The organism is Bradyrhizobium sp. HKCCYLRH3099 (genome assembly GCF_051167855.1).
In the GTDB taxonomy this organism is placed as follows: Bacteria; Pseudomonadota; Alphaproteobacteria; order Rhizobiales; family Xanthobacteraceae; genus Bradyrhizobium.
The window spans coordinates 188,706-214,706 of record NZ_JBNPTW010000011.1; the positions used below are offsets into that span (position 1 = coordinate 188,706).

Sequence of the window (26,001 nt, forward strand, 5' to 3'; positions counted from 1 at the left end):
TTCCCGCGTGTCGAGCTCTAGCTAGGCAGCAACAACCCGCAGCGCTAGCGCCCCATCAGCTGGTCGGCGTAGTAGCCGATGGTCTTGCGGTAGATCACCGCCCTGTTCCACTCGCGCATCGCGTCGAAATTCGCACTGCCCTCGTCATAGGGCTGGCCCATCTTGAAGCCGCTGGTCTTGAGCAGATTGGCGGTCGAGGCCAGCACGTCGGCGGTCGAGTGGCGCAAATCGACACGGCCATCGCCGTCGAAATCGACGCCGTATTTGATGTAGGACGACGGCAGGAACTGGGTCTGGCCGATCTCGCCGGCGAAAGCGCCGACGAGATCGCGCTGCGTGAGGTCGCCACGCTGCAGGATCTTGAGCGCCGCCAGCAGCTCGCCCTGGAACAGCTCGGTGCGGCGGCAATCATGCGCGAGCGTAGCAAGCGTGCGGATCACCGGCAGCTTGCCCATGTCGCCCTTGCCGAAATCGGTCTCCAGCCCCCAGATCGCGACCAGGATCTGGCGCGGCACGCCATACTGGCTCTCGATCTTCGACAGCAGCGCCGCATGCCGCTGCAGCATCGCCCGCCCGCCATTGATGCGTCCCGCGCCGACGCGGGTCGAGACGTACTGCTCGAAGCTCTTGTTGAAGGTGTAGCGCTGGCGGCGGTCGAAGGCGAGCACGGCCGGATCGAGCGTCACGCCCGACAGCGCCTGGCTGATGGTGCCGCTGGAGATGCCGGCGCTCTGCGCCTCCGTGGAGATATTGGCGATGAAGGTGTTGAAGTCACCACCGCAGCGCGCGGCCTGCGCGGAGCTTGCCGCCGTGAGGGCCGAGAGCGAAGCCGCGAGCAGCACGGCCAGACGACGTAGAAGCATGCGGATTCCCTGATGATTCCTGATCGGGCGATCATGGCATGGCCGAAATGCCGCCGTCAAAACTGCGGCGATGTGACCGCATCTGCCGATCACGAAACTGGTGCGCCCCCTCTCCCACTTGCGGGGGAGGGCTGGGGTGGGGGCCGCCGCAACGGCGGTGCGCGTGGAGAGAAGTCCCCCACCCGCATCGCATCTTCGATGCGATACGACCTCCCCCGCATGCGGGGGAGGCGCAGACCGCGCAAGCAGTGAGATGCGCGATCACCATGCCTGGTGCCGCTTGATCCTCGTCAACATCCAGCCCGCCTCCCCTTCCTAATCTGCCCCGCAAACGGAGACCACGCCATGATCGGGATTACGCTGACCGCCGACCAGATCCGCTCGGCGCCACCGGAGGTGCGGCGCTGGATCGAGCATCAGGTGCTCTCAGGGCTTGGGCTCGGCCCGGAGGAGGCCCCAGCGGCGCCGCCCGCTCTGCCGGTGCAAGGCGCCCATCTCGTCGCCTGCACGACTGACGATGCAACCAACATCCTGGCGCACATCCAGGGCGTGCTGCCGGCGGTCAACGTGTTCTTCGAATTCGGCCGCCCGGGCATCGCGCTGGGACAGCCGCCGGTGATGATCTTCCGCCTGATCGACATCCTGCACCACACGCGGCTGCAGAACATCGGCCAGGTCATGGCGTCGCTGGAGATGATCAACAAGGCGCTGATCGAGACCAGGCATGATCCGTCCGCGCGGTTCTGCGGCTTCGATCATGAAGGCCATTGCCTGATCGCGCCGGAGACCCAGCGCGCGATCGCCAGCGTCTGGCAGACGGTCATTGCCAAGCAGCACGGCGTCGCCGAGGGCGAGGCGGCGTAGACTGCGCGATTTGCCAGGCCTGTCCCAAAACGATGCACGGGCCGGCCGGCGGTCATGCGCGCACCGGGCCGCTCCGGCCTTGAGCGGGGCGCGATCGGTGCTACGATTCCGCCGTCGTTCACGATCTTCAGGAGATCGCCGATGCCGCCCCGCCAGCGCCGACTGTTGCAGTCGCCCCTGTTCCGCCTGCTCGCGATCAACCTCGCGCTCGGGCTGGTCATGGCCCTGGTGCTGGTCGGCGGCCTGCTCGCGCTGAACCCCTGGGACCTCCGCCACCTGATCTTCGCCGATCATTCCCCCGGCGTCGCCATCGGCCTGCTGCTCGGCTCGTTCTTCGTCACCTTCGGCTCGACCGCCATGGGCACCGCCATCATGGCACTCGGCAGCAGCGATGATGATGACGGCCCGCGCGGCGGCACGCGGGTACACGCCCGGGTGAAGGTGCGCCGGCGCTAAAGCCCGGCTTTTGCAATGCCGACGGTGCGCTCCCCTCCCCCTTGCGGGGAGGGGAGTCCACCGCCCTCGCGGCGAGAGCATGCCTCAAGCACGCATGCTCACCAATGCCCCTTCCACCTGTTCCACGCGAACAGCCCGTCGGCAAACCGGTCGTAGCCAAACCGCGTCAGCGGCCGCATCACGCGGTTGCCGAGCAGCGTCGCCAGCCACCCCTCGCCCGGCGTCAGCTTCCACAGCAAGAGCGCGACGTCGGCGCCGGTGATCAGTTGTCCGTCCTCGTCGGTCGCATGCAGGCGGCGGCGGACGACGTCGATATCGGCACCGAACGCAGCCAGCGCCTCCGGCTCTTCGTTGATGTCCTTGAACGCGACGCGGCCCGACTTGACCAGCGCCAGCAGCTTGTTGCGTTGCCAGTCGATGCCGGCGTCGCAGACCGGACAGCGGGTGTTGTACCAGATGGTGAGTTGCGGCATCGACATCGGGGCTCGCGGGCTGACATTCATCAAGCTGACATGGGAATCGGGCGCATGGGGAACACAGCGATCCGGCAAAATCGAGGAGTCCGAATGCAGCCACAGCGGCGGCTCAAGCAAGGGTAGGCAAACCGCGGCGTGATCACCATATCGGCCTTGACAGCCAGCACGCGCCGCGAGCCCATCGCGGCTTTCCTGCCCGGCTGCCCCCTTAACCATTTTCCTCAGCAAAATCGATGTGCAGACCGGCGTCCGTGCTCGTTGACGCGGCGGTCGTGATCCTGGAAAAGCCCCCCATGGCAAAGAAACCCGGCTCCAATCCTAAAGGCGAATTCGCCTTCTTCAACGTCATTTATGAGGACGGCTCGCAGCGCTCCAACCGCCGCGTCCCGGCCGAGCTGCTCGGCGGCCTCGACGGCGACGAACCCGCGCGCGGCTTCATCATGGAGCAGGACCGCGACATCGCCGAAAAATCCGGCCGCCCGCCACTGGCGATCAAGTCGCTGGAGCGGGTCGGGGCGAAGAAGAAGTAGCAAAGCTGAGCTGCCGTAGGGGTGGGCAAAGCGCGTCAGCGCGTGCCCACCATCAGCTGACTGCCGCGAGGCGCGGTGGGCACGGCGCGCAAGACCGTCTCAAAGCCTGACCATCGTGCGAGCGCCTTTGCCCACCCTACGGCTGCGCGCTAGGCGGCCTGCTGCTCGCACTCCCGCGACAACGCGTTCTCCTTGACGTCCATCGCCCTCGGCCGGTTGATCAGGCTGACCAGCGTGTAGCTGATGATCAGCAGCAGGAACCACGAGCCGAGCTTGGCGGGCGACACCATCGCCCAGCCATGCGCCTGCGCCGGATAGATCCAGGTCCGCGACAAGGTGCCGATGTTCTCCGACAGCCAGATGAACAGCGACACCAGGATGAGCCCGAGCATCAGCGGCATCGAGCGGTGCACGCGCCAGACCTTGAAGTGCACGGTCGCAGGCGCGAACAGCAGCGCGGCCCAGCCGAACAGCACCAGCCTGAGATCGAGGCCATAATGGTCGGTGAAGAAGTTGAGATAGATCGCAGCGCTCAAGGCGATCAGCCAGCGCCGTGACGGATGGCCGGTGAAGCGGAAATCAAACAGCCGCCAGACCCGGCAGAGATAGCTGCCGATGCAGGAATACATGAAGCCGGAGAACAGCGGCACCCCGCCGAGCCGGATCAGGCTCGGCTCGGGATAGATCTACGAGCCGGTCGCGGTCTTGAACAGCTCCATCGCGGTGCCGACGAGATGATAGATGAGGATGACCTTGGCCTCCTCCCACGTCTCGAGCCCGAGCGCGAGCAGCGCGACCTGGACGCCGAGCATGCAGAGCAGCAGGAAGTCGTAGCGCGCGAGGGGCGCCTGCGCCGGATAGAACCGCCACGTCGCCAGCATCAGCACCACCGCGATGCCGCCGAACAGGCAGGCCCAGGCCTGCTTCACGCCGAAGCGGAGGAATTCGTAGAGGAAGGCGGTGCTGGGTGTCTCGGCGGCGCGAGCGGCGAGGCGAGCTTCGGCGGCGATGAAGGGACGGAGGAGCGGCCAGATTGCGGCGGCGCTTGAAGTGCTATCTGACGAAGATTTTCTGTCGTTCTGCATCGAAAGCTGGTCCGTGAAGGACCTCATAGGTAGCAGCGGCGGCTCACGCCACGTCAGCGGAATTTTCGGCCTTCTCCCGGAGCAATGCGGACAAGTGCGGACGAGGCTTGCGACGAGCGCGAACCGTCGAAGGTCACAACTGACAACGAACACGAAGCCCATGAATGCTCCCCGTCCCCTTGTGGGAGAGGGCATGTAGGTCAGCGCTGCAAATTCGGTCGGGTGAGTGGCACTTCTCCACAAGCGCGACTCGCGGATACAGACCCCTCACCCAACCGCATACGCGGATGGGCCTTACATGCCCTCTCCCACAAGGGGCGAGGGCGCTGTATCCAAAAGCGCCCGCTGCGGAAGCAAGGACGGCCTGTAGGACAGCAAAACAACGCGCAATCGGCGTGTACCCGCTATCAGCTGTGTCGTTGCGCGAACTATAGCGACTTCTCAGTTGCTGTCAGCCTGAGACTGCAGAATGAACATCAGCTTTTCGTAGTCACTTTCGACGCTCTCGTCGCCGCGGAAGCGGCTGAATTCGAGATGATTGTCTTCGAACACATCGATTTCCAGCCGCTCGCCGACCAACGTCACGGATAGTCGGATCGTATCGGGTCGCGTTCGCTCGATGAAGAAGTGGTGACCGAGTTTCTCGAGCAGGCGGACGGTCGCGAACAGAGTTGAGGACATCGGCGCACGTCTTTCGGATCTTGGCATCACTGCCGTGGAGGATGGCCGGGGACTCACTAGCCATGAACGAAAACGGCGAACCTCTCGGTCCGCCGTTCTGTTCTGATGGATTGCCGGGTCAAGCCCGGCAATGACGTCCGTCTGGACAGCGATCAGTTGTCCAGAAACGAACGCAGCTTCCGCGACCTCGACGGATGCTTCAGCTTCCTCAGCGCCTTCGCCTCGATCTGGCGGATACGTTCGCGCGTCACCGAGAACTGCTGGCCGACTTCTTCCAGCGTGTGGTCGGTGTTCATGCCGATGCCGAAGCGCATGCGGAGCACGCGCTCTTCGCGCGGGGTGAGTGAGGCCAGCACGCGGGTGGTGGTTTCGCGCAGGTTCGACTGGATGGCGGCGTCGATCGGCAGGATCGCGTTCTTGTCCTCGATGAAGTCGCCGAGGTGGCTGTCCTCCTCGTCACCGACGGGGGTCTCGAGCGACAGCGGCTCTTTCGCGATCTTGAGGACCTTGCGCACCTTCTCCAGGGGCATGCCGAGCTTTTCGGCGAGCTCCTCCGGGGTCGGCTCGCGGCCGATCTCGTTCAGCATCTGGCGCGAGGTGCGGACGATCTTGTTGATCGTCTCGATCATGTGCACGGGGATGCGGATGGTGCGGGCCTGGTCGGCGATCGAGCGGGTGATCGCCTGCCGGATCCACCACGTGGCGTAGGTCGAGAACTTGTAGCCGCGGCGGTACTCGAATTTGTCGACCGCCTTCATCAGGCCGATATTGCCTTCCTGGATCAGGTCGAGGAACTGCAGGCCGCGGTTGGTGTACTTCTTGGCGATCGAGATCACGAGACGGAGGTTGGCTTCCACCATCTCCTTCTTGGCCTGACGGGCCTCGCGCTCGCCCTTCTGCACGGAGTGCACGATCTTGCGGAACTCGCCGATCTCGAGACCCGTGAGCGCGGCCAGCGACTGCACCTCCTGGCGCAGATCCTTGATGCGGTCCTTCTCGTAATGGACGAAGTTCTTCCAGCCCTTGGCCGACAGCTTGGAGACGCGGTTCAGCCAGCGCGGATCGAGCTCCGAGCCCTGGTAGTTGCGCAGGAAGTCCTCGCGGGCGACGCCGTGGGAGTCGGCGAGACGCATCAGCCGGCTCTCGAACGAGACCAGCTTCTTGTTGATGTCGTAGAGCTGCTCGACGAGTGAGTCGATGCGGGCCTGGTTGAGGCGCAGCGACTTCACCTCGACGATGATCTCGTCCTTGAGCTTCTTGTACTTGCGCTCCTGCGATGGCGACAGCGACTCGCTCTGCAGCTGGTTGGCGATGTCCTGCTCCTGCAGGCGGCGCAGCTTCTTGTACTCGGACGCGATCTTGTCGAAGGTCTCGACCACCTTCGGCTTCAGCTCGGCCTCGATGGCGGCGAGCGACATCTGGTTCTCGAATTCGTCGTCGTCCATGTCGGCTTCGGCCGCCGCCTCGCCGGGATCCTTCTCCTCGGCCGGCGCGCCGCCGTTCGGCGCGGCCCGGAACGGCGTTGCCTGCTGTGGCGCCGCCGGCGGCGCGACCGCCGCCTGGATCTCGCCACCCTCGGCCGCCTCGCCGTCACCGGCCGCCGGTGCTGCGATCTGCGGGTTCATGCCGCCCTTGGACTCGGGGCCGGCATAGGTCGCTTCGAGATCGATGATGTCGCGAAGGAAGATCTTGCCTTCGTTGAGCTCGTCACGCCAGATGATGATGGCCTGGAAGGTCAGCGGGCTCTCGCAGAGGCCCGCGATCATCGCCTCGCGGCCGGCCTCGATGCGCTTGGCGATCGCGATTTCGCCCTCGCGCGACAGCAGCTCGACGGTGCCCATCTCGCGCAGATACATGCGCACGGGATCGTCGGTGCGCTCACCGGGCTCGGATTTCTTGACCTCGGTGACGGCCTTCTGCGTGATCTCGACAAGCTCGTTGTCGGTCTCGTCCTCGCCGTCGTCCTTCTCCTCGGACTCGTCGGCCTCCTCGGCCTCGGTCACGTTGATGCCCATGTCGGAGAGCATCGACATGATGTCTTCGATCTGTTCCGGCGAGGTGGTGTCGGAAGGCAGCACTTCGTTGAGCTGATCAAAGGTCACGAAGCCGCGCTTCTTGGCCTGCTTGATCATCTTCTTGACGGCGGCGTCCGACAGGTCGAGCAACGGCGAAGGGGCGTCGGCGGCGTCCTTTTCGGGAGCGTCGGCGGCCTTGTCGTCCTTTTCCTTGTCCTTCACCTGCAGCGTCTTTGCCTTCGTGGCCATTCATTGCTCCCGAAACGCGCCCGCTCTACCCGTGGCATCGTAGCCCTTGGCATCGCGGCGCCCGCCTGCTCTACTCAAACTGTTCTCGACGCGGAAAGGGCGGCGCACATCTGAAGTCGCCACCCCCAAAGGTCTGTCGCTGGTGTCGTCCAGTTTTGGACCGGCGCGCGTTTCTTGCAAAAGCGATACCGGTTTTGCAATCGAATCCGGCGCCCAATTACCGGCGTGGTATCCGACAGCGAAACCAACCCATCACTTGCAGAAAATGCCCCGGACCTCTTAAACTTCGATTAACCCTGTTTTTGCAGCCAAACCATGGATTTGGCGAGTCTTTTCGCGCGGACCTGATCCCGCTCGGCGGGACCGGGCCGAAATGTGCTCGTCCATGACAGGGCGCCGGGCCCGATTTTCACACGTTGCGATTGGTACGCCCGGACAGTTCCCCGAAGCCTTCGATCAGCGCTTCGGTGCCGTCCATCTCGGCCATCCTGGCCTTCACGTCCCTCAACCAGCCCATGTTCGGCTCGCTCGGCTCCTCGCCCAAGGCAAGCTCGGCATCCTTCAATTCCCTAAGTAAGGAGTGCCATTGCCGATGCAAGGCAACGAGCTGGTGCCAGGTCGCAAGAACGTCATCGCGCGCAGCACCGGGCTTGGCAGCCCACACCGCCGCGGTCGTGATCGCCCGCTCAACCCGTTGAAGAAGCTCGGAAAAGCCTCCCTTCTCCAGGTCGGCGCGCATCTTCTCGGCCTGCTCGTCCGGATCCGGCGAATGGTGGTGGTCGTGGGCGAAGGCGGCGATGATCGCGGCGCGCAGCTTGTGGGCCTCGGGGTGGGCGAGTTCCAGGGCCGCGACCTCCTCGAGATGGTCGTGCAGGATCCAGGGATGGTTGATCAGGCATTGCAGGATCAGCGCCTCGCGGCGCGAGATCGCCGAGCGCTGGCCGCGCATGATGGGGCTCATCGCGAGTTGCGGGCTCGCCGCCATGTAGGGTCCGCGAGCCATTGACGGGCCTGTGGACGGCGCGCCGCCACGGCGGCCGCCCCCTGTGGATAACCGCCCCTGTTGCCCGGAACCGGGACCACGAGGGGCAAACCGGCGTCCTGATTCGGCACCGAAGCCGCGGCCAAAGCCCCTGCCGCCGTCCGGCGCGAAGGCGCGGTAGAGCCGGTCGCTGAGGTCCTGCTTGTAGTATCTCCGCACCACCTCATCGGCGATGCCGCCGGTGAGCTGGCCGATGCGCGCCTCCAGCGCGGCGCGCCGTTCCGGGGTGGTGAAGCTGCCGCCCTCGATCTCGCGCGACCAGATCACCTCGGCAAGCGGTTTTGCGACCTTGAGCACCTCCTCGACAGCGCCGCGGCCGCCGGAGCGGACGAGGTCATCGGGGTCCTGGCCTTCGGGCAGCAGCGCGAAGCGCAGGCTCTTGCCGGGCTTGAGATGCGGCAGCGCCAGGTCGGCGGCCCGGTAGGCCGCTTTCTGGCCGGCACGGTCGCCGTCGAAGCAGAGGATCGGCTCGTCGACCATCTTCCAGATCAGCGCGAGCTGGCTCTCGGTCAGCGCGGTGCCGAGCGGCGCCACGGCGCCGGCGAAGCCGGCGGCGACCAGCGCGATGACGTCGACATAGCCCTCGACCACGATCATTGGCGCACCATTGTGCGTGGCCTGGCGGGCGGCTGGGAGATTGTAGAGGTTGTCGCCCTTGTGGAAGAGCGGTGTCTCCGGCGAGTTGAGATATTTTGCCGGCACGTCCTTCTGCATCGCGCGCCCGCCGAAGGCGATCACGCGGCCTCGCAGGTCGGTGATCGGGAACATCACCCGGTCGCGGAAGCGATCGTACGGCACCGGGATGTCGTCGCCGCCGACCAGCAAACCGGCCTCGACCATGTCGTTCACCGGCACCCCCTTCGCGCCGAGATATTCCTTCAGCGCGAAGCGGTCCGGCGGCGCGTAGCCGAGGCGGAACTGAAGCTGCGTCTGCGGCAGGATCGCGCGGTCGGCGAGATAGCCTCGCGCTCTTGCGCCATGGCGCGAGGCCAGCGTGTCGGCGAAGAATTTCGCCGCCAGCTCCATCACGTCATACAGCGTCTTGCGCTGGCGCTCCTGCCGCGCCGCATCCGGCGTCGCCACAGGGAGCGCGAGGCCGGCAATCCCCGCCAGCCGCTCCACGGCCTCCGGGAAGGAGCAGCCCTCGGTCTCCATCACGAAGTCGAAGATGTTGCCATGCTTGCCGGAGGAGAAATCGTGGTAAAAACCCTTCTGGTCGTTGACGTAGAAGGACGGCGTCTTCTCCTGCTGGAACGGCGACAGCCCCTTCCACTCCCGCCCCGCCTTCTTGAGCTTCACGCGCTTGCCGACGACATCCGAGACCGGAAGCCGGGCGCGCAGCTCATCGAGGAATTCGGGGGTGAAGCGGGCCATGGGCGGCGTTACGGTCCTGTGTGGGTGAACTTACGCATATAGGCAGCCGTGTACGAAATGTGAACTTCCTCGGCCTTATCAGGGCTATTCACAGCCCCCGCTCTCTCCGCCCGTCATTCCGGGGCGCCCGCAGGGCGAGCCCGGAATCCATAACCACGAGCGGCAGTGAGGGCGTGACGGCCACGTCACCTGCGTGCCCCGCGCGGTTCGTGGTTATGGATTCCGGGCCCATCGCTGCGCGATGTCCCGGAATGACGGCGGAGAGGCCTACGGCGCCAGGAAGCGCCCCGAGGCGATGCGGGCGGCCTCGTCGACGGGCCAGTTGTAGACGTAGGTCCAGGCCTCGCGGGCCGAGCCGTCGGGGAGCGTCACGCTGAGGCGCTGGCGGAGATATTCGGTGGGCTGCTCGAATCCCTCGCCGCAGGCCTCATACATGTCGAACTCGCGCAGCATCGGCGCGGGCTGGTGCAGCCGGAACAGCTCGCCATGGACTTGGTCGGCGACATCCTCGGACAATACGAGGCCCGGATAGTGCTGGATGCGGTAGAGCCGGCCGCGGCAGCTGGCCTCGGCGACGAAATCGGCATTGGCCGACAGCAGCCGCGCCATCGGATGGTCGAAGCCGCGCATCAAGGTGCCGTAGACGAACAGGAGATCGGAGGTCGTGTCGGAGCTCATGGCCCTGCATAGCCGCCCCGGCGCGGCAAGGCCAGCTTACGCCGCGCCGCGGGCGGGCAGGATCTCGTCGCTGACGACGTGGAATTTGGTCAGGGTCATCCGGCCGAACGAGGTCGACAGCGCGACGTCGGCGGCATCGCGGCCGGTGGCCATCAGGATGCGCCCCATGCGCGGCACGTTGTGGCGGGCATCGAAGGTGTACCACTGGCCGGAGAGATAGGCCTGAAACCAGCCGGAGAAATCCATCGGATAAGGCTCCGGCGGAATCCCGATGTCGCCCATGTAGCCGGTGCAGTAGCGCGCCGGGATGCCCATGCAGCGGCACAAGGTCAGCGCCAGATGCGCGAAGTCGCGGCAGACGCCGGTGCGCGACTGATAGACATCGTGCGCCGACTTCATGTGATGGGCGTGCTCATAGCCGAAGCTGACATGCTGATGGACGAAGTCGCAGATCGCCTGCACCCGCGCCCAGCCCGCCGACACCTGGGCGAACAGCGACCAGGCGACATCGGTCAGCTTGTCGGTCTCGCAATAGCGGCTCGGCATCAGATAGAGTAGGAGATCGTCCGGCAGCTGATCGATCGGCAGCTGCTGCGCCGCCGGATTGACCGCATCCGGCAGGCCGGAATCGCGCACGATCGCGCTGCCATGAAAGGTGACGCCGCCGCTCGGCGCCACCAGGCGGCCGCAGATGTTGCCGAAGCTGTCGTGATAGAAGCTGATCGGCACCGCCGGCTCGGCGACGATGGTCTCCGTGCCGATGATGTCCTGGCGGCGCGAGGGATGGATCGACAGCATGATCACCATCGGCGTCGCCGCTGGCGCCGCATAGGCGATCTCGAACCCGACCTTGATCTGCATCCGTCCCCTCCTCCGCCTGTGCACAGGCTCGGCGATATCAGGCCTTGTGATCGACCACTGGGACCGGCATCGTCAGCGAATCATCATCGCGGGTTTCGACGAACCAATCCAGGTTGACCTCTGCTCAATCGTCGTTCGTCATGCCGCCTGAATGAGCAACGAACGTGACCATGACTGAGCCTTGCACGTGACCGATCCAAAACGACTCCTTCAAAGCGATGAAGTTCCGCCGGTCTATGAGCAGAACGTCAACGGCGCATCGTCGCTCATGTTCACCTGCGATCACTACGGCCGGCTGCTGCCGCGCGCGCTCGGCGATCTCGGGCTCGATGAGAGCGAGCTGGAGCGGCACATCGCGTGGGACATCGGCATCGCCGCCGTCGCGGAGGCCGTCTCGCGCGCGCTCGATGCGCATCTGGTGGCGCAGCGCTATTCGCGACTGGTGATCGACTGCAACCGCTGGCCGACGGCGCCCAACGCGATCCCGATGATCAGCGAGCGCACCACCATCCCGGGCAATGAAGGCCTGACGCATCAGGATGCCGAGCTCAGGCGCCGGGCGATCTTCGATCCGTATCATGACCGGATCACCGCCGTGCTGGATGCGCGCAAGGCGGCGGGGCGGCCGACGATCCTGGTCTCGCTGCACAGCTTCACGCCGGTCTACGCGGGCATCTCGCGGCCATGGCACATCGGCACGCTGTATCAGCACGACAAGGTTCTGCCGCCATTGCTGCTGAAAGCGCTGCGGGCCGAGCCCGATCTCGTCGTCGGCGACAACCAGCCTTATGCCGTCGGCGACAACACCGACTACACCATTCCCGTGCATGGCGAGGGCCGTGGGCTCATCACATCCGGCATCGAGATCCGGCAGAACGAGATCGCCGAGCCCGAGGGGCAGAAGCTCTGGGCCGAGCGACTGATCCGCATCCTCGGTGAGATCGAGAGCGAGCTGCGCGGCCGGGGGCTCGCATAAAGAGCTTGGAGCATCGCAGGCGACATTTGCCTGGAGAAGCTCACCTGCCCTCCACCGTCCTTCGAGACGCCCGCCTCCGGCGGGCTCCTCAGGACGAGGGCGGAATGTGTGGCGTTGCTTTGTCGCAGCGCGATTCAACCCTCATGGTGAGGAGCGCGCCGCTTGGCGCGCGTCTCGAACCATGAGGCCCGGAGCCCTACTCCGTCATGTCGGATGCGTCGTGATGCGACAAGAGGCCGGCGAGCCGCCACAGCGCGGTGCGCAGATCGTCATGGCTCGGCAGTCCCAGCGCCAGCCGCACCGCGTTGGGTGAATGGCCATGCGCGATCGCGAAGGCGCTCGCCGGCGTGATCGCGATCCCGGCGCGGGCCGCCGCCGCGGTCAGGGCCTCGGCACGCCAGCCGTCCGGCAGATGCAGCCAGACGTGATAGGAGCGCGGATCGGCGTCGATGCGATGGCCGGCGAGGCACTCGGCGACGATCGCCTGGCGGACGACGGCATCGGCGCGCTTGCGCCGGGTGATCTCGGCGGCGGTGCCATCGGCGAGCAGGCCCATGCCCGCCGCCAACGCCAGCGAGGTCACCGACCACGCGCCGGTGCGCACCGTTGCGGCGAACTTTTCGCGCAACGCCGAGGGCACGTAGAGGAAGCCGACGGCGATGCCCGGCGCGAGCCGCTTGGCGAGGCTGTCGACGACGATGACGCGCTCCTCGGCCTGCGCCGCCAGCGACACCTGATCGCTGAGAAAGCCGTAGACGAGATCCTCGATGATCATCAGCTCGTGCTTGCGCACGAGCCGAACGATCTCCTCGCGCCGCGCCTCGCTCATGGTCAGCCCGAGCGGGTTCTGCATCACCGGCTGGATGTAGATCGCATTCAGCGCATGCGCGCGGTGCGCCTTGGTCAGCGCATCGCCGCGGACGCCTTCGCCGTCCATCGCGAGCGGCACCAGCGTGACGCCGAGCCGCGCCGCGATGCCCTTGATCATCGGATAGGTCACGGCCTCGACGCCGAGCCGGCCGCCGACCGGCACCAGCGCAGAGATCGCCGCCGCCAGCGATTGCCGGCCGCTGCCGGCAAACACGAAGTTCTCCGCGCGCGGCCGCCAGCGCTCCCCGGCGAAGAAGGCCGCGGCCGTGCGGCCGGCCTCGACGAGCCGGCGCTGGGTGATCGGCGCCAGCACCGGCGCTAGCTTCTCCGGCCGCTGCCAGGCGGCCAGCGATTTTGCGATCAGGGCCGCCTGATCGGACAGTGTCGGAAAATTGAACTCGAGATCGATGCGGCCGTCGAACGCCTCCAGCCGCAGCGACGGCGGGACCGGGACCGGCTCACCAGCGACGAAGGTGCCGCGACCGACTTCGCCGACCACGAGGCCCCTGCGCAATAATTCGGCATAGACGCGCGCTGCCGTGGATGCGGCAATTCCCCGCTCATAGGCGAACTGGCGCTGCGGCGGCAGCCGGTCACCGGCCTTCAGCCGGCCCTGCGCGATGTCCTCGGCGATGTCGTCCACCAGGGTCGTATACGAAGCATTCATGCTATATTGCACCGAGAGCAATGTTTCAATTGCACCGAGATATGTACTGCGCGATTGCTCTTCGAACAACGCAATCGAAGACCAATAGGTGACTCATGGCATATTCCCTGGCGCAGCGTTGGGCAACTCCGCAAGTTGCTCACGGAAAGAGCAATTTGCTCCAGGTCCCGCAACTGTGGCTGCAGCGCCTGTTCTGGCGCTCCGAACTCGCGCTGCTCGACGCCGAGCAGATGCGCGACTGCGGGCTTGACCCGACCTTGGTTCAGGAAGAGGCCAACAAGCCGTTCTGGCGCGACTGACACGGCATTCAGGGAGAACACAGCCATGCCGACGCTTCCGTTTCACCAAGTCGACGTGTTCTCCAAGGTTGCTTTCAAGGGCAACCCGCTTGCGGTGATCGCCGAGGCCGACGGCCTCGACGACGCAACGATGCAGGCGATCGCCAACTGGACCAATTTGTCGGAGACGACGTTTCTGTCGTCTGCCCAGGATCCAGGCGCTGACTATCGCGTGCGCATCTTCACGCCGCAGCGCGAGCTGCCTTTTGCAGGCCATCCGACGCTCGGCTCAGCGCATGTGTGGCTTGCGCTCGGCGGTCGGCCGAAGGGTGAGCACGTGGTGCAGGAATGCGGCGCGGGCCTCGTGCGCATCAAGCGTGACGGCGACCGGCTCGCCTTCGCGGCGCCACCGCTGCGCCGGACCGGCGCCGTCGATGCCGAGCTCACGGCCAGGATTGCCGCCGCGCTCGGCATCAAGGCTCAGTCCATGCGCGCGGTGCAGTGGGCCGACAACGGCCCGGGCTGGATCGGCGTGCTGATGGACTCGCGCCAGGATCTGCTCAACATCAAGTTCAACGTGCTGGCGCTGTCGCAGCAGCCGGTCGGCGTCGTCGCGCCATGGGATCCAGCGACGGACGGTCGCGATGCAGACTACGAAGTCCGCGCCTTCACCTGGAGCGGCGCCGAAGACCCGGTGACGGGCAGCCTCAATGCAAGTCTGGCGCAATGGCTGATCGGCGCCGGAATTGCTCCGAAGCAATATGTCGCGTCGCAGGGCACCGCGCTCGGCCGCGCCGGCCGCGTTCACGTCGCCCAGGAGGGCGAGACCATCTGGATCGGCGGCGACGTCGCGCCGGTGGTGAAGGGTTCGATCAGCCTATAGGCCCGTGAAGGGCAGGACCGGCACCACAGCCATGGCGCCGCTGCTTCCGCCCGCCGAAGGCGTCGCCTATACTTCGGCCAAACAGGCGAACGTGCATGAACATCAAGGTCGATCCGGCCGCGGTCACGCCCGAGCAATTCTTTTCCTGGGTGACGACACAGGACGAGCGCTACGAGCTCGTCGACGGCGAAGTGGTGATGATGGCCGTCGCCGGCCGTCGCCACGATGCCATCGTCGTCAACCTGACGGCGGCGCTTCACGCCCAGACCAGGGGCGGTCCGTGCCAGACCTTCACGGGCGACACCTATGTGATCACGTCGCCGTCGACCCGCCGCATGCCGGATCTGGGGGTGGATTGCGGCAAGCCGGATGAGGACTCGCTGGTGGCGGACCGGCCGGCGCTACTGGTCGAGGTGCTGTCGCCCACGACCGGCGGCTTCGACGTGACGGTCAAGCTGGCCGAATATCAGGCCCTGCCTTCCCTCGACTACATTCTGTTCGTCGATACCGACAGCCCCAACGTCCATCTCTATTCGCGCGCTGCAAACGGCGCCTGGACCGATGTCGTGCTCAAGGGGATCGAGGCGGTCATTCAGCTGAAGAAGCTGAACGTCTCGCTCGAGCTTCGCGACGTCTATGCCGGCCTGGACTTCCGGCCGAAGCCGCGCCTCGTCGAGTAAGCGCGGCATCGGCCCTCGATTGCATCCTCACCGCGCCCGCGTCAACGCGAGCCACAGGCCGCCGCCGATCATGAAGCCGCCGGAGATGCGCGAGACGAGGCGCGTCCGCTTCGCCGAGAACATCTTGCGGGCCCGGCCGGCGAGCAGCGCATAGACGGCGTCGGTGAGGCCCGCGACCACCATGAAGGTGACGCCGAGCAGCGCCACTTGCGGCACGTGATCCCGGCTCATGTCCATGAACTGCGGCAGGAAGGCGCCGAAGAACACCATCACCTTCGGGTTTGACAGCAGCACCAGCAGCCCCTGCAGGAAGAAGCCGCCGCGTGGCGGCGGAGGCGGCGCCTCGCCTTCGCCGATGCCTTCGACCGGCGAGCGGATCAATTGGATGCCGAGCCACACCAGATAGGCGGCGCCGATCAGGCGTACCCATTCGAACCAGTAGCCCATGGTGGCCATCAGCGTCGTCAGGCCCATCGCGACGACGCCGATTGCGATGGCAAGCCCGGTCTGCACGCCCGCAATATTGATCAGTGCGGCACGGGTTCCATGACGCAACCCATTGGCGATCAACAGCGTCACGACGGGTCCGGGCAGCAGCGCCAGCGCGACGCAGGCGGCGATGAAGGCGAGATAGACTTGCAATGACATGAAGCGCCCCGGTGCGAGTGAGGAGCACGACTAATGCATGACATGTCTGCCGATGGAAGCGGGGTCTGATCCGAGAGACGCGCAAAAGATGATTGACATGCAACCTTTTAGTTGCATATTTTCCTGTCCATGGACGAAGTCTTCAAGGCGCTGGCGGATGCATCGCGGCGGGCGCTGCTGGACAGGCTCCATGCCCGCAACGGGCAGACGCTGACCGAACTGTGCGATGGCCTCGCGATGACGCGGCAGGCCGTGACCAAGCACCTTGCGATCCTCGAAGCGGCCAATCTGGTGACTACGCGCCGGCACGGCCGCGAGAAGCTGCACTTTCTCAATCCGGTGCCGATTCACCAGATCGGCGAGCGCTGGATCAGGAAATTCGAGCGCGCCAGGCTCGTGGCGCTCGGCGAATTGAAAAAACGACTGGAGGACGGCGATGACTGAACCGGGACGCGCGCTCGACATCTCCAAGTTCAAGCCGGAGACCGTCTACACCATCTACATCGCCGCAAGTCCGGAGAAGGTCTGGCAGGCGCTGACCTCGGCCGAGTTCAGCCGTCACTATTTCTTCGGCTTCGCCGTCGAGGCCGAGTTGCGCGAGGGCGGCGCGTTCATCGTGCGCGCGCCGGACGGCTCGGAGCATATCAGCGGCAAGGTGATCGCCTGCGAGCCGCCGCAGCTTCTGACCATCACCTGGGACGTCAACTGGCCGGGCCTCGTCGAGGCGCTTGGACGAACGGTGGTGACCTATGAGATCGAAGCCGCCGGCGACGCGGTGCGGCTCACGATGACCGAAGCGCATGAGCGGCCGTTGTCGGACGACATCCTGTCCGGCGGACGCGCAGGCTGGCCGGCGATTCTGTCGAGCCTGAAAAGCCTGCTCGAGACCGGACAGCCGCTCGCCGTGAAGATGTCGCCGCCGGCGCGCATGCTGGCTGCACTCAAGGCGATGGGGATTCAGGTGCCCGGCTAGCTCGCCGCTAGGACACCGCAGCGATCTGCGGAATGCACGCCAGCACGCCACCGACCTGCACGGCGTTGCTCAGCATGCCGCCCCAATGCAGCCAGCGCAGACGGCGGACGGCCTTCGCATCGCCGGCGTCACGGTCACGGATGCGCGCATCCATCTGCTCCAGGAACCAGCGGCGCGACAGCAGCGCGAAGCCGGCGATCAGGCCGATGCCGAGCGCCAGGCCGGGACGCCCATCGGCCAGCACCGCAAGCGTGCCGATGCCGCCGGCGATCGCCAGCGCGACGAAGTAGGAATCGAACATGCCGCGCAGAAGCCGTGTCACCGGAACGATGTCGAGGCGCACCAGCAGGAACGCGGGTGCCGCCAGCAGCAGATAGAACATCGGCAGCAGCAGGATGATGGTGGCGAACAGGGCGATGTTGTCGGGCATCATCATTCTCGCTGCTCAGCTCGGCGCGACGATCCGCCGATAGAGATGCCACGTCGAATGGCCCAGCACCGGCACAGTGACGAGCAGGCCGAGGAAGTACGGCAAGGCCGAGACGATCAGCAGCACGGTGATGACGCATGCCCAGCCGATCATCGGCCCGGGACTGGCGACGACTGCGCGCACGCTGGTGATCATCGCAGTGACGAAGTCGACATCGCGATCCAGCAGCAGCGGGAACGACACCACGGTGAGCGAGAACAGCACCAGTGACAGCGCCGCACCGTCGAGATTGCCGATCGCGAGGAACAGCAGGCCCTCGTTGGTGGTCAGCACGACGGTCATGAATTCCCTGATGCTGGAGAACGAGGCATTGAGCCCAAGCAGCAGCGCGATCAGCAGCCGCACCTGGTACATCCAGATGACGAAGAAGAACAAGGTGACGAACGCCATCCAGCCGATCTCGCCGCGCGAGGTGACGGTACGCAGGATCGCGCCATAGGAGATCGGCTGTCCGAGTTCGCGGCGGCGGCTGACCTCGTAGAGACCGATGGCGACAAACGGGCCGATCAGCGCAAAACCCGCGGCCAGCGGATAGGCCAGATAGACCATGCCGAAGGCCGTCGCGCACAGCACGATGCTGATGCCGCCGAGCACGTAGATCAGGCCGAAGGCGAGCCCGAACAGCGGCTGCGCCTGGAAATCGCGCAAGCCTTGCGTCAAGGCCTCGGCAATATCGGCCGTGGTGATGCGGCGCACCACGGGGTCGGCACGTCCCGAGACGGATGCGGTCATCGGCGGTCCCTCCTGCATGTTCTTGTTGCAGGGATGCTAACAGCGGGAGGGCGGGGATTTCAATTTCAACTTGTGGGCAAAGGTGAAGGGAGTGATCTCATGCCCTGCCTGTCGCGAGATGAAGGCTCTCGCCGAACAGACGGTCGGCTCCCTCGCCCCGCACTTGCGGGGAGAGGGGTGGGGTGAGGGGCGGCCGCACGAGAAGTATCCGTGGTTAGACCTGTATCCCCTCACCCGGCTTGCATCTGGCGATGCAATCCGACCTCTCCCCGCTCTAGCGAAGCTTCGCTTCGCCCTGACGGGGGAGGTCGCAAGCCGCACGATCGTGCCTCAAACAAAAGCGTCCCTACCCGCGCGCCCTCAATTCTCGCCGCAGCACCTTGCCCGTGGCCGTCATCGGCAGGCTGTCGGTGAACTCCACATGCCGCGGATATTCATGCGCGGCGAGCTTCACCTTGACGAAGTCCTGGATCTCCCGCGACAGCGTGTCATTCGCAACGAAGCCGGGCCGCAGCACGATCCACGCCTTGACCGCCTCGGTGCGGACGGGATCGGGAATGCCAACCACGGCGGCCAACGCCACCGCGGGATGCTTGAGCAGCGTGTCCTCGATCTCCGCCGGGCCGATGCGGTAGCCGGCGGAGGTGATGACGTCGTCCTCGCGGCTCGCATACCAGAAATAGCCGTCCTCATCCTGGGTGCCGAGATCGCCGGTCAGCAGCACGTCGCCGGCGAACTTCTTCTGCGTCGCCTCGGGATTGCGCCAATATTCGATCATGGTGCAGGGATTGGGCTGGCGCACGCCGATGATGCCGCGCGTCCCCCGCGGCAGCTCTTCGCCCTTGTCGTTCACGATCAGCACCTCGAAGCCCGGTGTCGCCTTGCCCATCGAGCCCGGCCGGATCGGAAACAGCTTCGCATTGTTGCCGACGACGAGATTGCACTCGGTCTGGCCGTAGATCTCATGCGCGTCGATGCCGAAGGTCGCGCGCACCCAGTCGAGCAGCTCGGCGCCGAGCGACTCGCCGCCGGTCAGGATGCTGCGCAGCTTGACGCCGTCATGCTTGACGTTCGCCTGGCGCATCAGCTTCAGCGCAGTCGGCGGCAGGAACACGTTGCGGATTTGATAGTCCGCCATCAGTTGCATCGCCGCCTGCGGCACGAACTTTTTCGCACGATAGCCAACGACGGGCACCGCGTGATACCAGGCCGGAAACAGCGCATCGAACAGCCCGCCGATCCAGGCCCAGTCCGCCGGCGTCCACATCACGTCGCCGGGCTTCGGCAGAAAGCCGTGCACCATCTCGACATTCGGCAGATGGCCGAGCAGCACGCGATGCGCGTGCAGCGCGCCCTTGGGATTTCCTGTGGTGCCCGAGGTGTAGATGATGATCGCCGGATCGTCGCTCGACGTCGCGACGGTCGGAAACTGGGCGGAGGCGCGCTCCAGCGTCGGCCAGAACGGCCGGGCGCCGCTCGCCTCGCCGTCGACGACGTAGATCGTCTTGAGCTCCGGCAACTGGTCGCGAATGCGCACCAGCTTGGCAAGGCCCGTGGTGTCGGTTACCACGACCTTCGCGCCGGAGTTCTGCAGACGAAATTGCAGCGCGTCCTCGCCGAACAGCGTGAACAGCGGCACCGAGACGAGGCCGGCGCGGAACGCCGCGAGATGGACGATCGGCAGTTCGAGGGATTGCGACAGGAACACCGCGACGCGGTCGCCCTGCGCGAGGCCGTCGGCCTTGAGCACGTTGGCGAAACGGCAGGAGGCGTCACGCAGCTCGTCGAACGACACGCGGCGCGCAGCGCCGTCCTCCTCGACGACGATCAGCGCGAGGCGGCCTGAGCCGTCGGCGTGGCGATCACAGGTCGCGGCCGCGATGTTGAACTGCGCCGGGATGTCCCAGCGGAAGTCGCGATACAGCTGATCGTAGTCGGACGTTTCCTGGAGCATGGCGGAGGCGTTTCCCTCTCGGTTGTTGGTTCAAGCGTACCCACGAGGTGGCGAATGCCCGGACGGTTGCTCGGTCCTCAACCTCTCCCCGCGTGCGGGGAGAGGTCGGATTGCATCGTCAGATGCAATCCGGGTGAGGGGGGCTGTCCGCACGGTCGGTGCGCGTGGCTGCCCCTCACCCCAACCCTCTCAGCGCGAGCGAAGCTCGTCGCGGCCCCGTGAAGAACGGGGTGAGGGAGCGCACCGCCCGTGCGGGTCGCTTGTCGATTGGCAGCTGGCAACGGGCTCAGCCCGTCAGCGCGGCCTTCACCAGGCCGCTCGCCTTGGCAAAATCCATCTGGCCCGTGTACTTCGCCTTCAGCACCGCGATCACCTTGCCCATGTCCTTCATGCCGGCGGCACCCGTCTCGGCCACCGCGGCCGAGATGGCCGACTTCACCTCGTCGTCGCTCATCTGCTTCGGCAGATAGGCCGAGATGACCGCGATCTCCTCGCGCTCGCCGGCGGCGAGCTCGGCGCGGCCGCCCTTTTCGTACAGCTCGACCGATTCCTGGCGCTGCTTGATCATCTTCTGCAGCACCGCGAGCACGTCGGCGTCGGTGAGCGGCGGCTTCCCCTCGCCGCGCGCGGCGATGTCGGCGTTCTTCAGGGTCGAATTGATCATGCGAAGGGTGGAGAGCTTACGCTCGTCCTTGGCCTTCATCGCCTCCTTGACCGCGTTGTTGATGTCGTCGCGCAGCATGCTCTCACCCTCTCGAATTCGGTTGCCGGCTGGTCTAGGCGGTTCGTTCTCCCGAAACAACTCGGTTCCGCATCCGTTCTGGCCTGCGAGACGGAAACCGGGCCATTCTCCGCGCAAATTGACTGAATTCGCGTGTGAATCGGCCGCTTCCCGCTTTGACGCCGGGCCCGCACCCCACTATGTAGGGGCCTCATGACACACATCGATACTGACGCCGCCTGGCCGGACCATAAACCGACCGCGCTCCTCGTGCTCGCCGATGGAACGGTGCTGGAAGGCTACGGCCTCGGCGCCGAAGGCCACGCCGTGGGCGAAGTCTGCTTCAACACCGCAATGACCGGCTACGAGGAGATCCTGACGGACCCGTCCTACGCCGGCCAGCTCATCACCTTCACGTTCCCGCATATCGGCAATGTCGGCACCAACGACGAGGATATCGAGACGGTGAACATGGCGGCGACGCCAGGCGCGCGCGGCGTGATCCTGCGCACCGCCATTACCGATCCCTCGAACTACCGCGCGACACGCCATCTCGACCAGTGGCTGCGCGCCCGCGGCATCATCGGCCTGTCGGGCATCGACACCCGCGCCTTGACGGCGCTGATCCGCTCCAAGGGTATGCCGAATGCGGTCATCGCCCATGCGAAGGACGGCAAATTCGACCTCGACGCCCTGAAGAAGGAAGCGCGGGAGTGGCCAGGGCTCGAGGGCATGGACCTCGTGCCGATGGTCACCTCGGCGCAGCGCTTCAGTTGGGACGAGACGCCCTGGGTGTGGAACGAAGGCTTCGGCCAGCAGACCCAACCGGAGTTCAACGTCGTCGCGATCGACTACGGCATCAAGCGCAACATCCTGCGCCTGCTGGCCGGCGTCGGCTGCAAGGTGACGGTGGTGCCGGCGACGACCTCCGCCGAGGACATCATGGCGATGAAGCCGGACGGCGTGTTCCTGTCCAACGGCCCCGGCGACCCCGCGGCGACAGGCAAATATGCAGTGCCGGTCATCCAGCAGGTGATCGCCTCGGGCACGCCGACCTTCGGTATCTGCCTGGGTCATCAGATGCTCGGCCTCGCGGTCGGCGCCAAGACCAAGAAGATGCACCAGGGCCATCACGGCGCCAATCATCCGGTCAAGGACGAGACCACCGGCAAGGTCGAGATCACCTCGATGAACCATGGTTTCGCGGTCGACCAGGACACGCTGCCGGCCGGCGCGACGCAGACCCATATCTCGCTGTTCGACGGCTCGAACTGTGGCATCGCGCTGGACGGCAAGCCGGTGTTCTCGGTGCAGTACCACCCGGAGGCCTCGCCCGGCCCGCAGGACTCGCATTATCTGTTCCAGCGCTTCGCCGAGCTGATGCGCGAGAAGAAGCGCAGCGCGGCGTAAGGCCGAGCCTCGGACGACAATCGAATGCCCGGGTCGCTCCCGGGCATTTTTGCATCCGGTTTCGTGATGACGCCGCCGCAGCTTTGCGCTCGCGCCGTCGCCGCTTTCTTTATATGATGATCCTCATCCAATGGAGAGCAGCAGAGATGGGCGAGACGGTCGGACGTGATGATTACGGCGTGGTACCGGTGTCGGTGCTGGCCTCGATGCCTGGATTGGATTTCGTGCGCGGCATCTTCGGAGGCACCTTGCCGCAGCCGCCGATCATGCAGGGCGTCATGCCGTTCGACTGCACGGCGGAGCCCGGCCACGTCGTGATGCATAGCGTGCCGGGCTTGCGGCACTACAATCCGATCGGCTCCGTCCACGGCGGCTATGCCGCGATCCTCCTGGACTCGGCGATGGGACTTGCCGTCCATACGCGGTGTCCGCAGGGCAGCGGCTACACCACTCTCGAGTTCAAGATTTCCTTCGTCAAGGCGATGACCGAGGCGACGGGCGCCGTACGCACCGAAGGCACGACGCTGTCCTTCGGCCGCCGTGCCGCGACGGCCGAAGCGCGGATCACCGATTCACAGGGACGGCTGCTCGCGCATGCGACCACCACCTGCCTGGTGTTCGAGCTGCCCAAGGGCTAGCCCGCGCCGCCTCACTTGCGCGAGACGCTCCAGTACACCGGCGCCGGCGGATTGAGCAGACCCGTCAGCTCCGCGCGTGCGGCACGGAACTGATAGGCCACAGCGATCGGGATGTAGGGCACGGTCTGCACGGCGCGCAGCTGGATCTGTTCGGCCAGCGTCTTGCGCTCGGCCGTGTCGGCGGAGTCGCCGAACGCGGCGCGCAGCTTCTCGATCTCGGCATCGCACGGCCAGCCGAACCAGGCCTTGTCGCAGTTCGAGCGCAGGCCGAGATGGCTGATCGGCAGCATCATGTCGAGGCCGCCGGGGCCGGAGATGAAGATCGACCAGCCGCCCTGCCCGACCGGCTCCTTCTTGGTGCGGCGGCTCACGACCGTCGCCCAGTCCATCGCCTGCACGTCGACCTTGAAGCCGGCGGCCTTGAGCTGCTGCTCGGCGACCAGGCTCGCGGGATGGATCTGCGCATTCTCGGAGGCGTCGAGGATCACGACCGGCGAGCCGTCGTAGCCGCTCTCGCGCAGCAGCGTCTTGGCCTTCTCCAGGTCGAAGGACGGGAAGCCGGCCTCCGTGTAGTAGGGCGAGGCGCAGATGTAGAACGACTTGCAGGCCTTGATGGCGCCGCCCTCGCCGCCGCCCCAGGCCTCGATGTAGTCATTGGGATTCACAGCGAGCAGCGCGGCCCGGCGGATGGCGGGATTGTCGAAGGGCGGCTGGATCGCGTTCAGGCGGATCTGCTGCGCCACGCCGATCTCGTCCTGGTTGGAGACGACCACATTCTTGCCGGCCTTCGCCACCGGGACGAGATCGGCCGGAATGTCCTCGGCAATATCCAGTTCGCCCTTTTTCAGCGCGTCGAGCGCGGTCTGCTGGTCAGGAATGATCAACCATTCGACACGGTCGACCTTGACCACCTTGCCGCCCGCGAGGCCCGACGGCGGCTCGGCGCGCGGCACATAATGCGGGTTCTTGACGAAGACGAGCTTCGAGCCCGGCACCCATTCATCCTTCTTGAAGATGAAGGGGCCCGAGCCGGTCTGGTCCGCGAGCGGCTGTCCCGCAGCGGTGCTGGCGATGATCCTGGCGGGGACGATGAAGGGCACCGGCGCGCCCGGCTTGGCGAGCGCATCGAGCACGAAACCCCAGGGCTCCTTCAGCGTCAGCGTGAAGCTCCTGGCGTCGACAGCCTCCCACGCCGCGCCATGGGCATTGAGCATCTGGCCCATCGCATCGGCCTGGCTCCAGCGCTTCAGCGAGGCCACCACGTCCTCCGACGTCACGCTCGCGCCGTCGCCGAACTTCAAGCCGTCGCGCAGCTTGAAGGTCCATACCTTGCGGTCCGCAGAGGTCGTCCAACTGTCCACCATCTGCGGCTTGACCTGCAGCTTGTCGTCCACCGTGAACAGCGTGTCGTAGATCATGTAGCCGAAATTGCGCGCGATCGAATCCGCGGCGATGGTCGGGTCCAGAACCTTGAGATCTCCCGACGGCTTCACCTTCAGCACGGTCTCGGCGCGCGCGCCCGTCGCGGGCAGCGCGGCGGCGAGGCAGACCAGAACACCCGCCACGATTTGACGTAACTTCATCATTCCCTCCATGATCGTCGGACGTGAATGCCGACGTGTCAGCTCGAAATCAGTTGCTTGCCTTGCGCACGTCGCTCGCCGCTGCGCCGGATGAACGAGAAGGCGGCGAGCGCCAGTCCTGACCTCGGCTCGCGCCCGAGGCTCGCATCGGAGAAGGTGAGCGCGATGCCCTGCACGCCGCCGAGCCGTGACCGGCCGATGGCGTCCAGCACGGCGTTGCGCTCTTCCGCAGGCAGAGCGCTCGGCCATCCCGCGATGACGACGTTGCGCTGGCGGGTGAGATTGAGCGCGTTGCCGATGGCAAGGCCGAGCCGGTCCAAGCGCGTCTTGATATCCGCGCGGGCCGTTTTGGAGATGCGGAAGTCATCCGGCCAGCGGTCGCCGCGCCCCAGCAGGTCGCTTTCCTCGATATTGAGAATATCCGCCAGGGCAACCGTCGATACCAAGGTCTCCAGACAGCCCACATGCCCGCACCGGCATGGGCCACCGCCGGGGTCGACCACCACATGGCCGATCTCGCAAGTCTCGACATCGCCACTTTCGGCGAGCTCGTCGACAATCGCCGCGCCGACGCCATGGCCGACGAAGACGAAGAAATAGGATCCGCCGAGAACGCCCATCCCCATCTGCAGCCGGTGAGCGACGGCGCGGGCCACCATCGAATTGGTCATCCGCAGCGGCGTCTGCGGCATCTCCCGCTGACAGAGCACATCGAGCTTGTCGACATCGACAGCAACGATCGGGCTCGCCCGCAGATCGGGGTCATAGCCCGGGATCGACACGGCCAACTGCTCGAGCGTGATGCCGCGCCGCATGGCCCAGGCCGCGAGATCGCGGACCGCGCGGGTCACCGTCGCCTCGACCTGGGCGGCGCCGAGTCCGTCCGCCAGATCGTAGTGCTCCGAAGACAGCGTCTCGCCGGCCAGCGTTCCCACCGCGGAATAGAGCCGGTTGTTGGAGATCTCGATGGCTGCGACGGCGATCTCGCGGCTCAAGGTGATGAACTGACTCGGGCCGCCACGATACGGCGCCGCGCGCCGCGTCTCCTCGATGACGCCCTCGGCCTTCAGCTCGCTGATGATACGCGAGATGGAGGCCTCGGTGAGCGCCACGCCCTCGGCGAGGTCGGGACGGAACGAACCGCCCGAGCACCAGAGGTATCCAAGGATTGCAGATCTCGTATCGTGCCGACTGCGAATGAGCCGCACGTTCTCCTCCAGCCTCATTCTTACTTATTGTAAGAATGCTAGCCAGCCCGCCCGAGGGTGTCAATTGCCGCGCCCGGCCCGAGGCGGACATCGGCGCGCGGCAGCGATCCCGGCCC

The 26,001-nt window shown here is 65.8% G+C and carries 26 protein-coding genes and 1 pseudogene; 11 read left to right on the plus strand and 16 right to left on the minus strand.

Features of this window, described 5'->3' with window-relative positions:
- Positions 1-44 precede the first annotated feature (44 nt).
- Positions 45-863: a lytic murein transglycosylase gene (locus ACQR1Y_RS21420; RefSeq protein WP_434875178.1), complete on the minus strand. Its 819-nt coding sequence runs from the start codon at positions 861-863 to the stop codon at positions 45-47.
- 345 nt (positions 864-1,208) lie between these two features.
- Between ACQR1Y_RS21420 and ACQR1Y_RS21425 the strand changes: the two genes are divergently transcribed.
- Both ACQR1Y_RS21425 and ACQR1Y_RS21430 read left to right on the plus strand, forming a co-directional pair.
- A complete protein-coding gene (locus ACQR1Y_RS21425) occupies positions 1,209-1,727 on the plus strand; it encodes a hypothetical protein (RefSeq protein WP_434875177.1) in 519 nt (172 codons plus the stop codon).
- Positions 1,728-1,868: 141 nt separating this feature from the next.
- Entirely contained in the window at positions 1,869-2,183 is a 315-nt protein-coding gene (locus ACQR1Y_RS21430; RefSeq protein WP_434875176.1) for a hypothetical protein, read from the plus strand.
- Positions 2,184-2,281: 98 nt separating this feature from the next.
- Here ACQR1Y_RS21430 and ACQR1Y_RS21435 read toward each other — a convergent pair whose 3' ends face one another.
- On the minus strand, positions 2,282-2,656 hold the full coding sequence (locus ACQR1Y_RS21435; RefSeq protein WP_434875597.1) for a thiol-disulfide oxidoreductase DCC family protein: 375 nt from the start codon (positions 2,654-2,656) through the stop codon (positions 2,282-2,284).
- A 296-nt stretch (positions 2,657-2,952) separates the two neighbouring features.
- On the opposite strand from ACQR1Y_RS21435, the gene ACQR1Y_RS21440 reads away from it, so the two are divergent.
- Complete coding sequence (locus ACQR1Y_RS21440) at positions 2,953-3,189, plus strand: hypothetical protein (protein WP_434861113.1); 237 nt, start codon at positions 2,953-2,955, stop codon at positions 3,187-3,189.
- Positions 3,190-3,338: 149 nt separating this feature from the next.
- Here ACQR1Y_RS21440 and ACQR1Y_RS21445 read toward each other — a convergent pair.
- The 6 genes and pseudogenes from ACQR1Y_RS21445 to ACQR1Y_RS21470 form a co-directional block, all read right to left on the minus strand.
- Positions 3,339-4,274: pseudogene (locus ACQR1Y_RS21445) on the minus strand (DUF817 domain-containing protein).
- 441 nt (positions 4,275-4,715) lie between these two features.
- Positions 4,716-4,955 (minus strand): hypothetical protein, encoded by a 240-nt coding sequence (locus ACQR1Y_RS21450; RefSeq protein WP_434861115.1) that lies wholly within the window; start codon positions 4,953-4,955, stop codon positions 4,716-4,718.
- A gap of 152 nt (positions 4,956-5,107) precedes the next feature.
- Positions 5,108-7,219, minus strand: a complete 2,112-nt coding sequence (gene rpoD, locus ACQR1Y_RS21455; protein WP_434861116.1) for an RNA polymerase sigma factor RpoD — start codon at positions 7,217-7,219, stop codon at positions 5,108-5,110.
- 409 nt (positions 7,220-7,628) lie between these two features.
- Positions 7,629-9,635: a DNA primase gene (gene dnaG, locus ACQR1Y_RS21460; protein ID WP_434875175.1), complete on the minus strand. Its 2,007-nt coding sequence runs from the start codon at positions 9,633-9,635 to the stop codon at positions 7,629-7,631.
- A 267-nt stretch (positions 9,636-9,902) separates the two neighbouring features.
- On the minus strand, positions 9,903-10,313 hold the full coding sequence (locus ACQR1Y_RS21465) for a gamma-glutamylcyclotransferase family protein (protein ID WP_434875174.1): 411 nt from the start codon (positions 10,311-10,313) through the stop codon (positions 9,903-9,905).
- A 36-nt stretch (positions 10,314-10,349) separates the two neighbouring features.
- Complete coding sequence (locus ACQR1Y_RS21470; RefSeq protein ID WP_434875173.1) at positions 10,350-11,174, minus strand: transglutaminase-like domain-containing protein; 825 nt, start codon at positions 11,172-11,174, stop codon at positions 10,350-10,352.
- A gap of 187 nt (positions 11,175-11,361) precedes the next feature.
- On the opposite strand from ACQR1Y_RS21470, the gene ACQR1Y_RS21475 reads away from it, so the two are divergent.
- Complete coding sequence (locus ACQR1Y_RS21475) at positions 11,362-12,150, plus strand: N-formylglutamate amidohydrolase (protein WP_434875172.1); 789 nt, start codon at positions 11,362-11,364, stop codon at positions 12,148-12,150.
- 196 nt (positions 12,151-12,346) lie between these two features.
- Here the strand turns inward: ACQR1Y_RS21475 and ACQR1Y_RS21480 are convergent, their stop codons facing one another.
- On the minus strand, positions 12,347-13,756 hold the full coding sequence (locus ACQR1Y_RS21480; RefSeq protein WP_434875171.1) for a PLP-dependent aminotransferase family protein: 1,410 nt from the start codon (positions 13,754-13,756) through the stop codon (positions 12,347-12,349).
- A gap of 86 nt (positions 13,757-13,842) precedes the next feature.
- On the opposite strand from ACQR1Y_RS21480, the gene ACQR1Y_RS21485 reads away from it, so the two are divergent.
- The 3 genes from ACQR1Y_RS21485 to ACQR1Y_RS21495 all read left to right on the plus strand — a co-directional run bounded on the left by ACQR1Y_RS21485 (position 13,843) and on the right by ACQR1Y_RS21495 (position 15,528).
- The gene (locus tag ACQR1Y_RS21485) at positions 13,843-13,986 is read left to right on the plus strand and encodes a DUF1127 domain-containing protein (RefSeq protein ID WP_434875170.1); all 144 of its coding nucleotides are present in this window, start codon (positions 13,843-13,845) and stop codon (positions 13,984-13,986) included.
- Positions 13,987-14,011: 25 nt separating this feature from the next.
- On the plus strand, positions 14,012-14,848 hold the full coding sequence (locus ACQR1Y_RS21490) for a PhzF family phenazine biosynthesis protein (RefSeq protein ID WP_434875169.1): 837 nt from the start codon (positions 14,012-14,014) through the stop codon (positions 14,846-14,848).
- A gap of 95 nt (positions 14,849-14,943) precedes the next feature.
- Positions 14,944-15,528, plus strand: a complete 585-nt coding sequence (locus ACQR1Y_RS21495; protein WP_434875168.1) for a Uma2 family endonuclease — start codon at positions 14,944-14,946, stop codon at positions 15,526-15,528.
- 27 nt (positions 15,529-15,555) lie between these two features.
- On the opposite strand, the gene ACQR1Y_RS21500 is transcribed toward ACQR1Y_RS21495, so the two are convergent.
- Positions 15,556-16,176: a LysE family translocator gene (locus ACQR1Y_RS21500; protein WP_434875167.1), complete on the minus strand. Its 621-nt coding sequence runs from the start codon at positions 16,174-16,176 to the stop codon at positions 15,556-15,558.
- 129 nt (positions 16,177-16,305) lie between these two features.
- Between ACQR1Y_RS21500 and ACQR1Y_RS21505 the strand changes: the two genes are divergently transcribed.
- On the plus strand, positions 16,306-16,620 hold the full coding sequence (locus ACQR1Y_RS21505) for an ArsR/SmtB family transcription factor (protein WP_434875166.1): 315 nt from the start codon (positions 16,306-16,308) through the stop codon (positions 16,618-16,620).
- Positions 16,613-17,149 carry an SRPBCC family protein gene (locus tag ACQR1Y_RS21510; protein ID WP_434875165.1) on the plus strand — a complete coding sequence of 179 codons (537 nt, stop codon included), beginning with the start codon at positions 16,613-16,615 and terminating at the stop codon, positions 17,147-17,149. Before ACQR1Y_RS21505 ends, ACQR1Y_RS21510 begins: the two co-directional genes overlap by 8 nt.
- A 7-nt stretch (positions 17,150-17,156) precedes the next feature.
- On the opposite strand, the gene ACQR1Y_RS21515 is transcribed toward ACQR1Y_RS21510, so the two are convergent.
- The 4 genes from ACQR1Y_RS21515 to ACQR1Y_RS21530 all read right to left on the minus strand — a co-directional run bounded on the left by ACQR1Y_RS21515 (position 17,157) and on the right by ACQR1Y_RS21530 (position 21,067).
- Positions 17,157-17,579: a hypothetical protein gene (locus tag ACQR1Y_RS21515; protein ID WP_434875596.1), complete on the minus strand. Its 423-nt coding sequence runs from the start codon at positions 17,577-17,579 to the stop codon at positions 17,157-17,159.
- A gap of 15 nt (positions 17,580-17,594) precedes the next feature.
- Positions 17,595-18,371: a DUF2189 domain-containing protein gene (locus ACQR1Y_RS21520; RefSeq protein ID WP_434861129.1), complete on the minus strand. Its 777-nt coding sequence runs from the start codon at positions 18,369-18,371 to the stop codon at positions 17,595-17,597.
- Between the two features lie 346 nt (positions 18,372-18,717).
- Entirely contained in the window at positions 18,718-20,325 is a 1,608-nt protein-coding gene (locus ACQR1Y_RS21525; RefSeq protein WP_434875164.1) for an acyl-CoA synthetase, read from the minus strand.
- Positions 20,326-20,611: 286 nt separating this feature from the next.
- Positions 20,612-21,067 carry a GatB/YqeY domain-containing protein gene (locus tag ACQR1Y_RS21530; protein ID WP_434875163.1) on the minus strand — a complete coding sequence of 152 codons (456 nt, stop codon included), beginning with the start codon at positions 21,065-21,067 and terminating at the stop codon, positions 20,612-20,614.
- 192 nt (positions 21,068-21,259) lie between these two features.
- Between ACQR1Y_RS21530 and carA the strand changes: the two genes are divergently transcribed.
- A complete protein-coding gene (gene carA, locus ACQR1Y_RS21535; RefSeq protein WP_434861132.1) occupies positions 21,260-22,456 on the plus strand; it encodes a glutamine-hydrolyzing carbamoyl-phosphate synthase small subunit in 1,197 nt (398 codons plus the stop codon).
- A gap of 146 nt (positions 22,457-22,602) precedes the next feature.
- Positions 22,603-23,094, plus strand: a complete 492-nt coding sequence (locus ACQR1Y_RS21540; protein WP_434875162.1) for a PaaI family thioesterase — start codon at positions 22,603-22,605, stop codon at positions 23,092-23,094.
- Positions 23,095-23,105: 11 nt separating this feature from the next.
- Here the strand turns inward: ACQR1Y_RS21540 and ACQR1Y_RS21545 are convergent, their stop codons facing one another.
- Positions 23,106-24,677, minus strand: a complete 1,572-nt coding sequence (locus ACQR1Y_RS21545; protein ID WP_434875161.1) for an ABC transporter substrate-binding protein — start codon at positions 24,675-24,677, stop codon at positions 23,106-23,108.
- Between the two features lie 38 nt (positions 24,678-24,715).
- Positions 24,716-25,885 carry an ROK family transcriptional regulator gene (locus ACQR1Y_RS21550; RefSeq protein ID WP_434875160.1) on the minus strand — a complete coding sequence of 390 codons (1,170 nt, stop codon included), beginning with the start codon at positions 25,883-25,885 and terminating at the stop codon, positions 24,716-24,718.
- Positions 25,886-26,001: the final 116 nt, after the last annotated feature.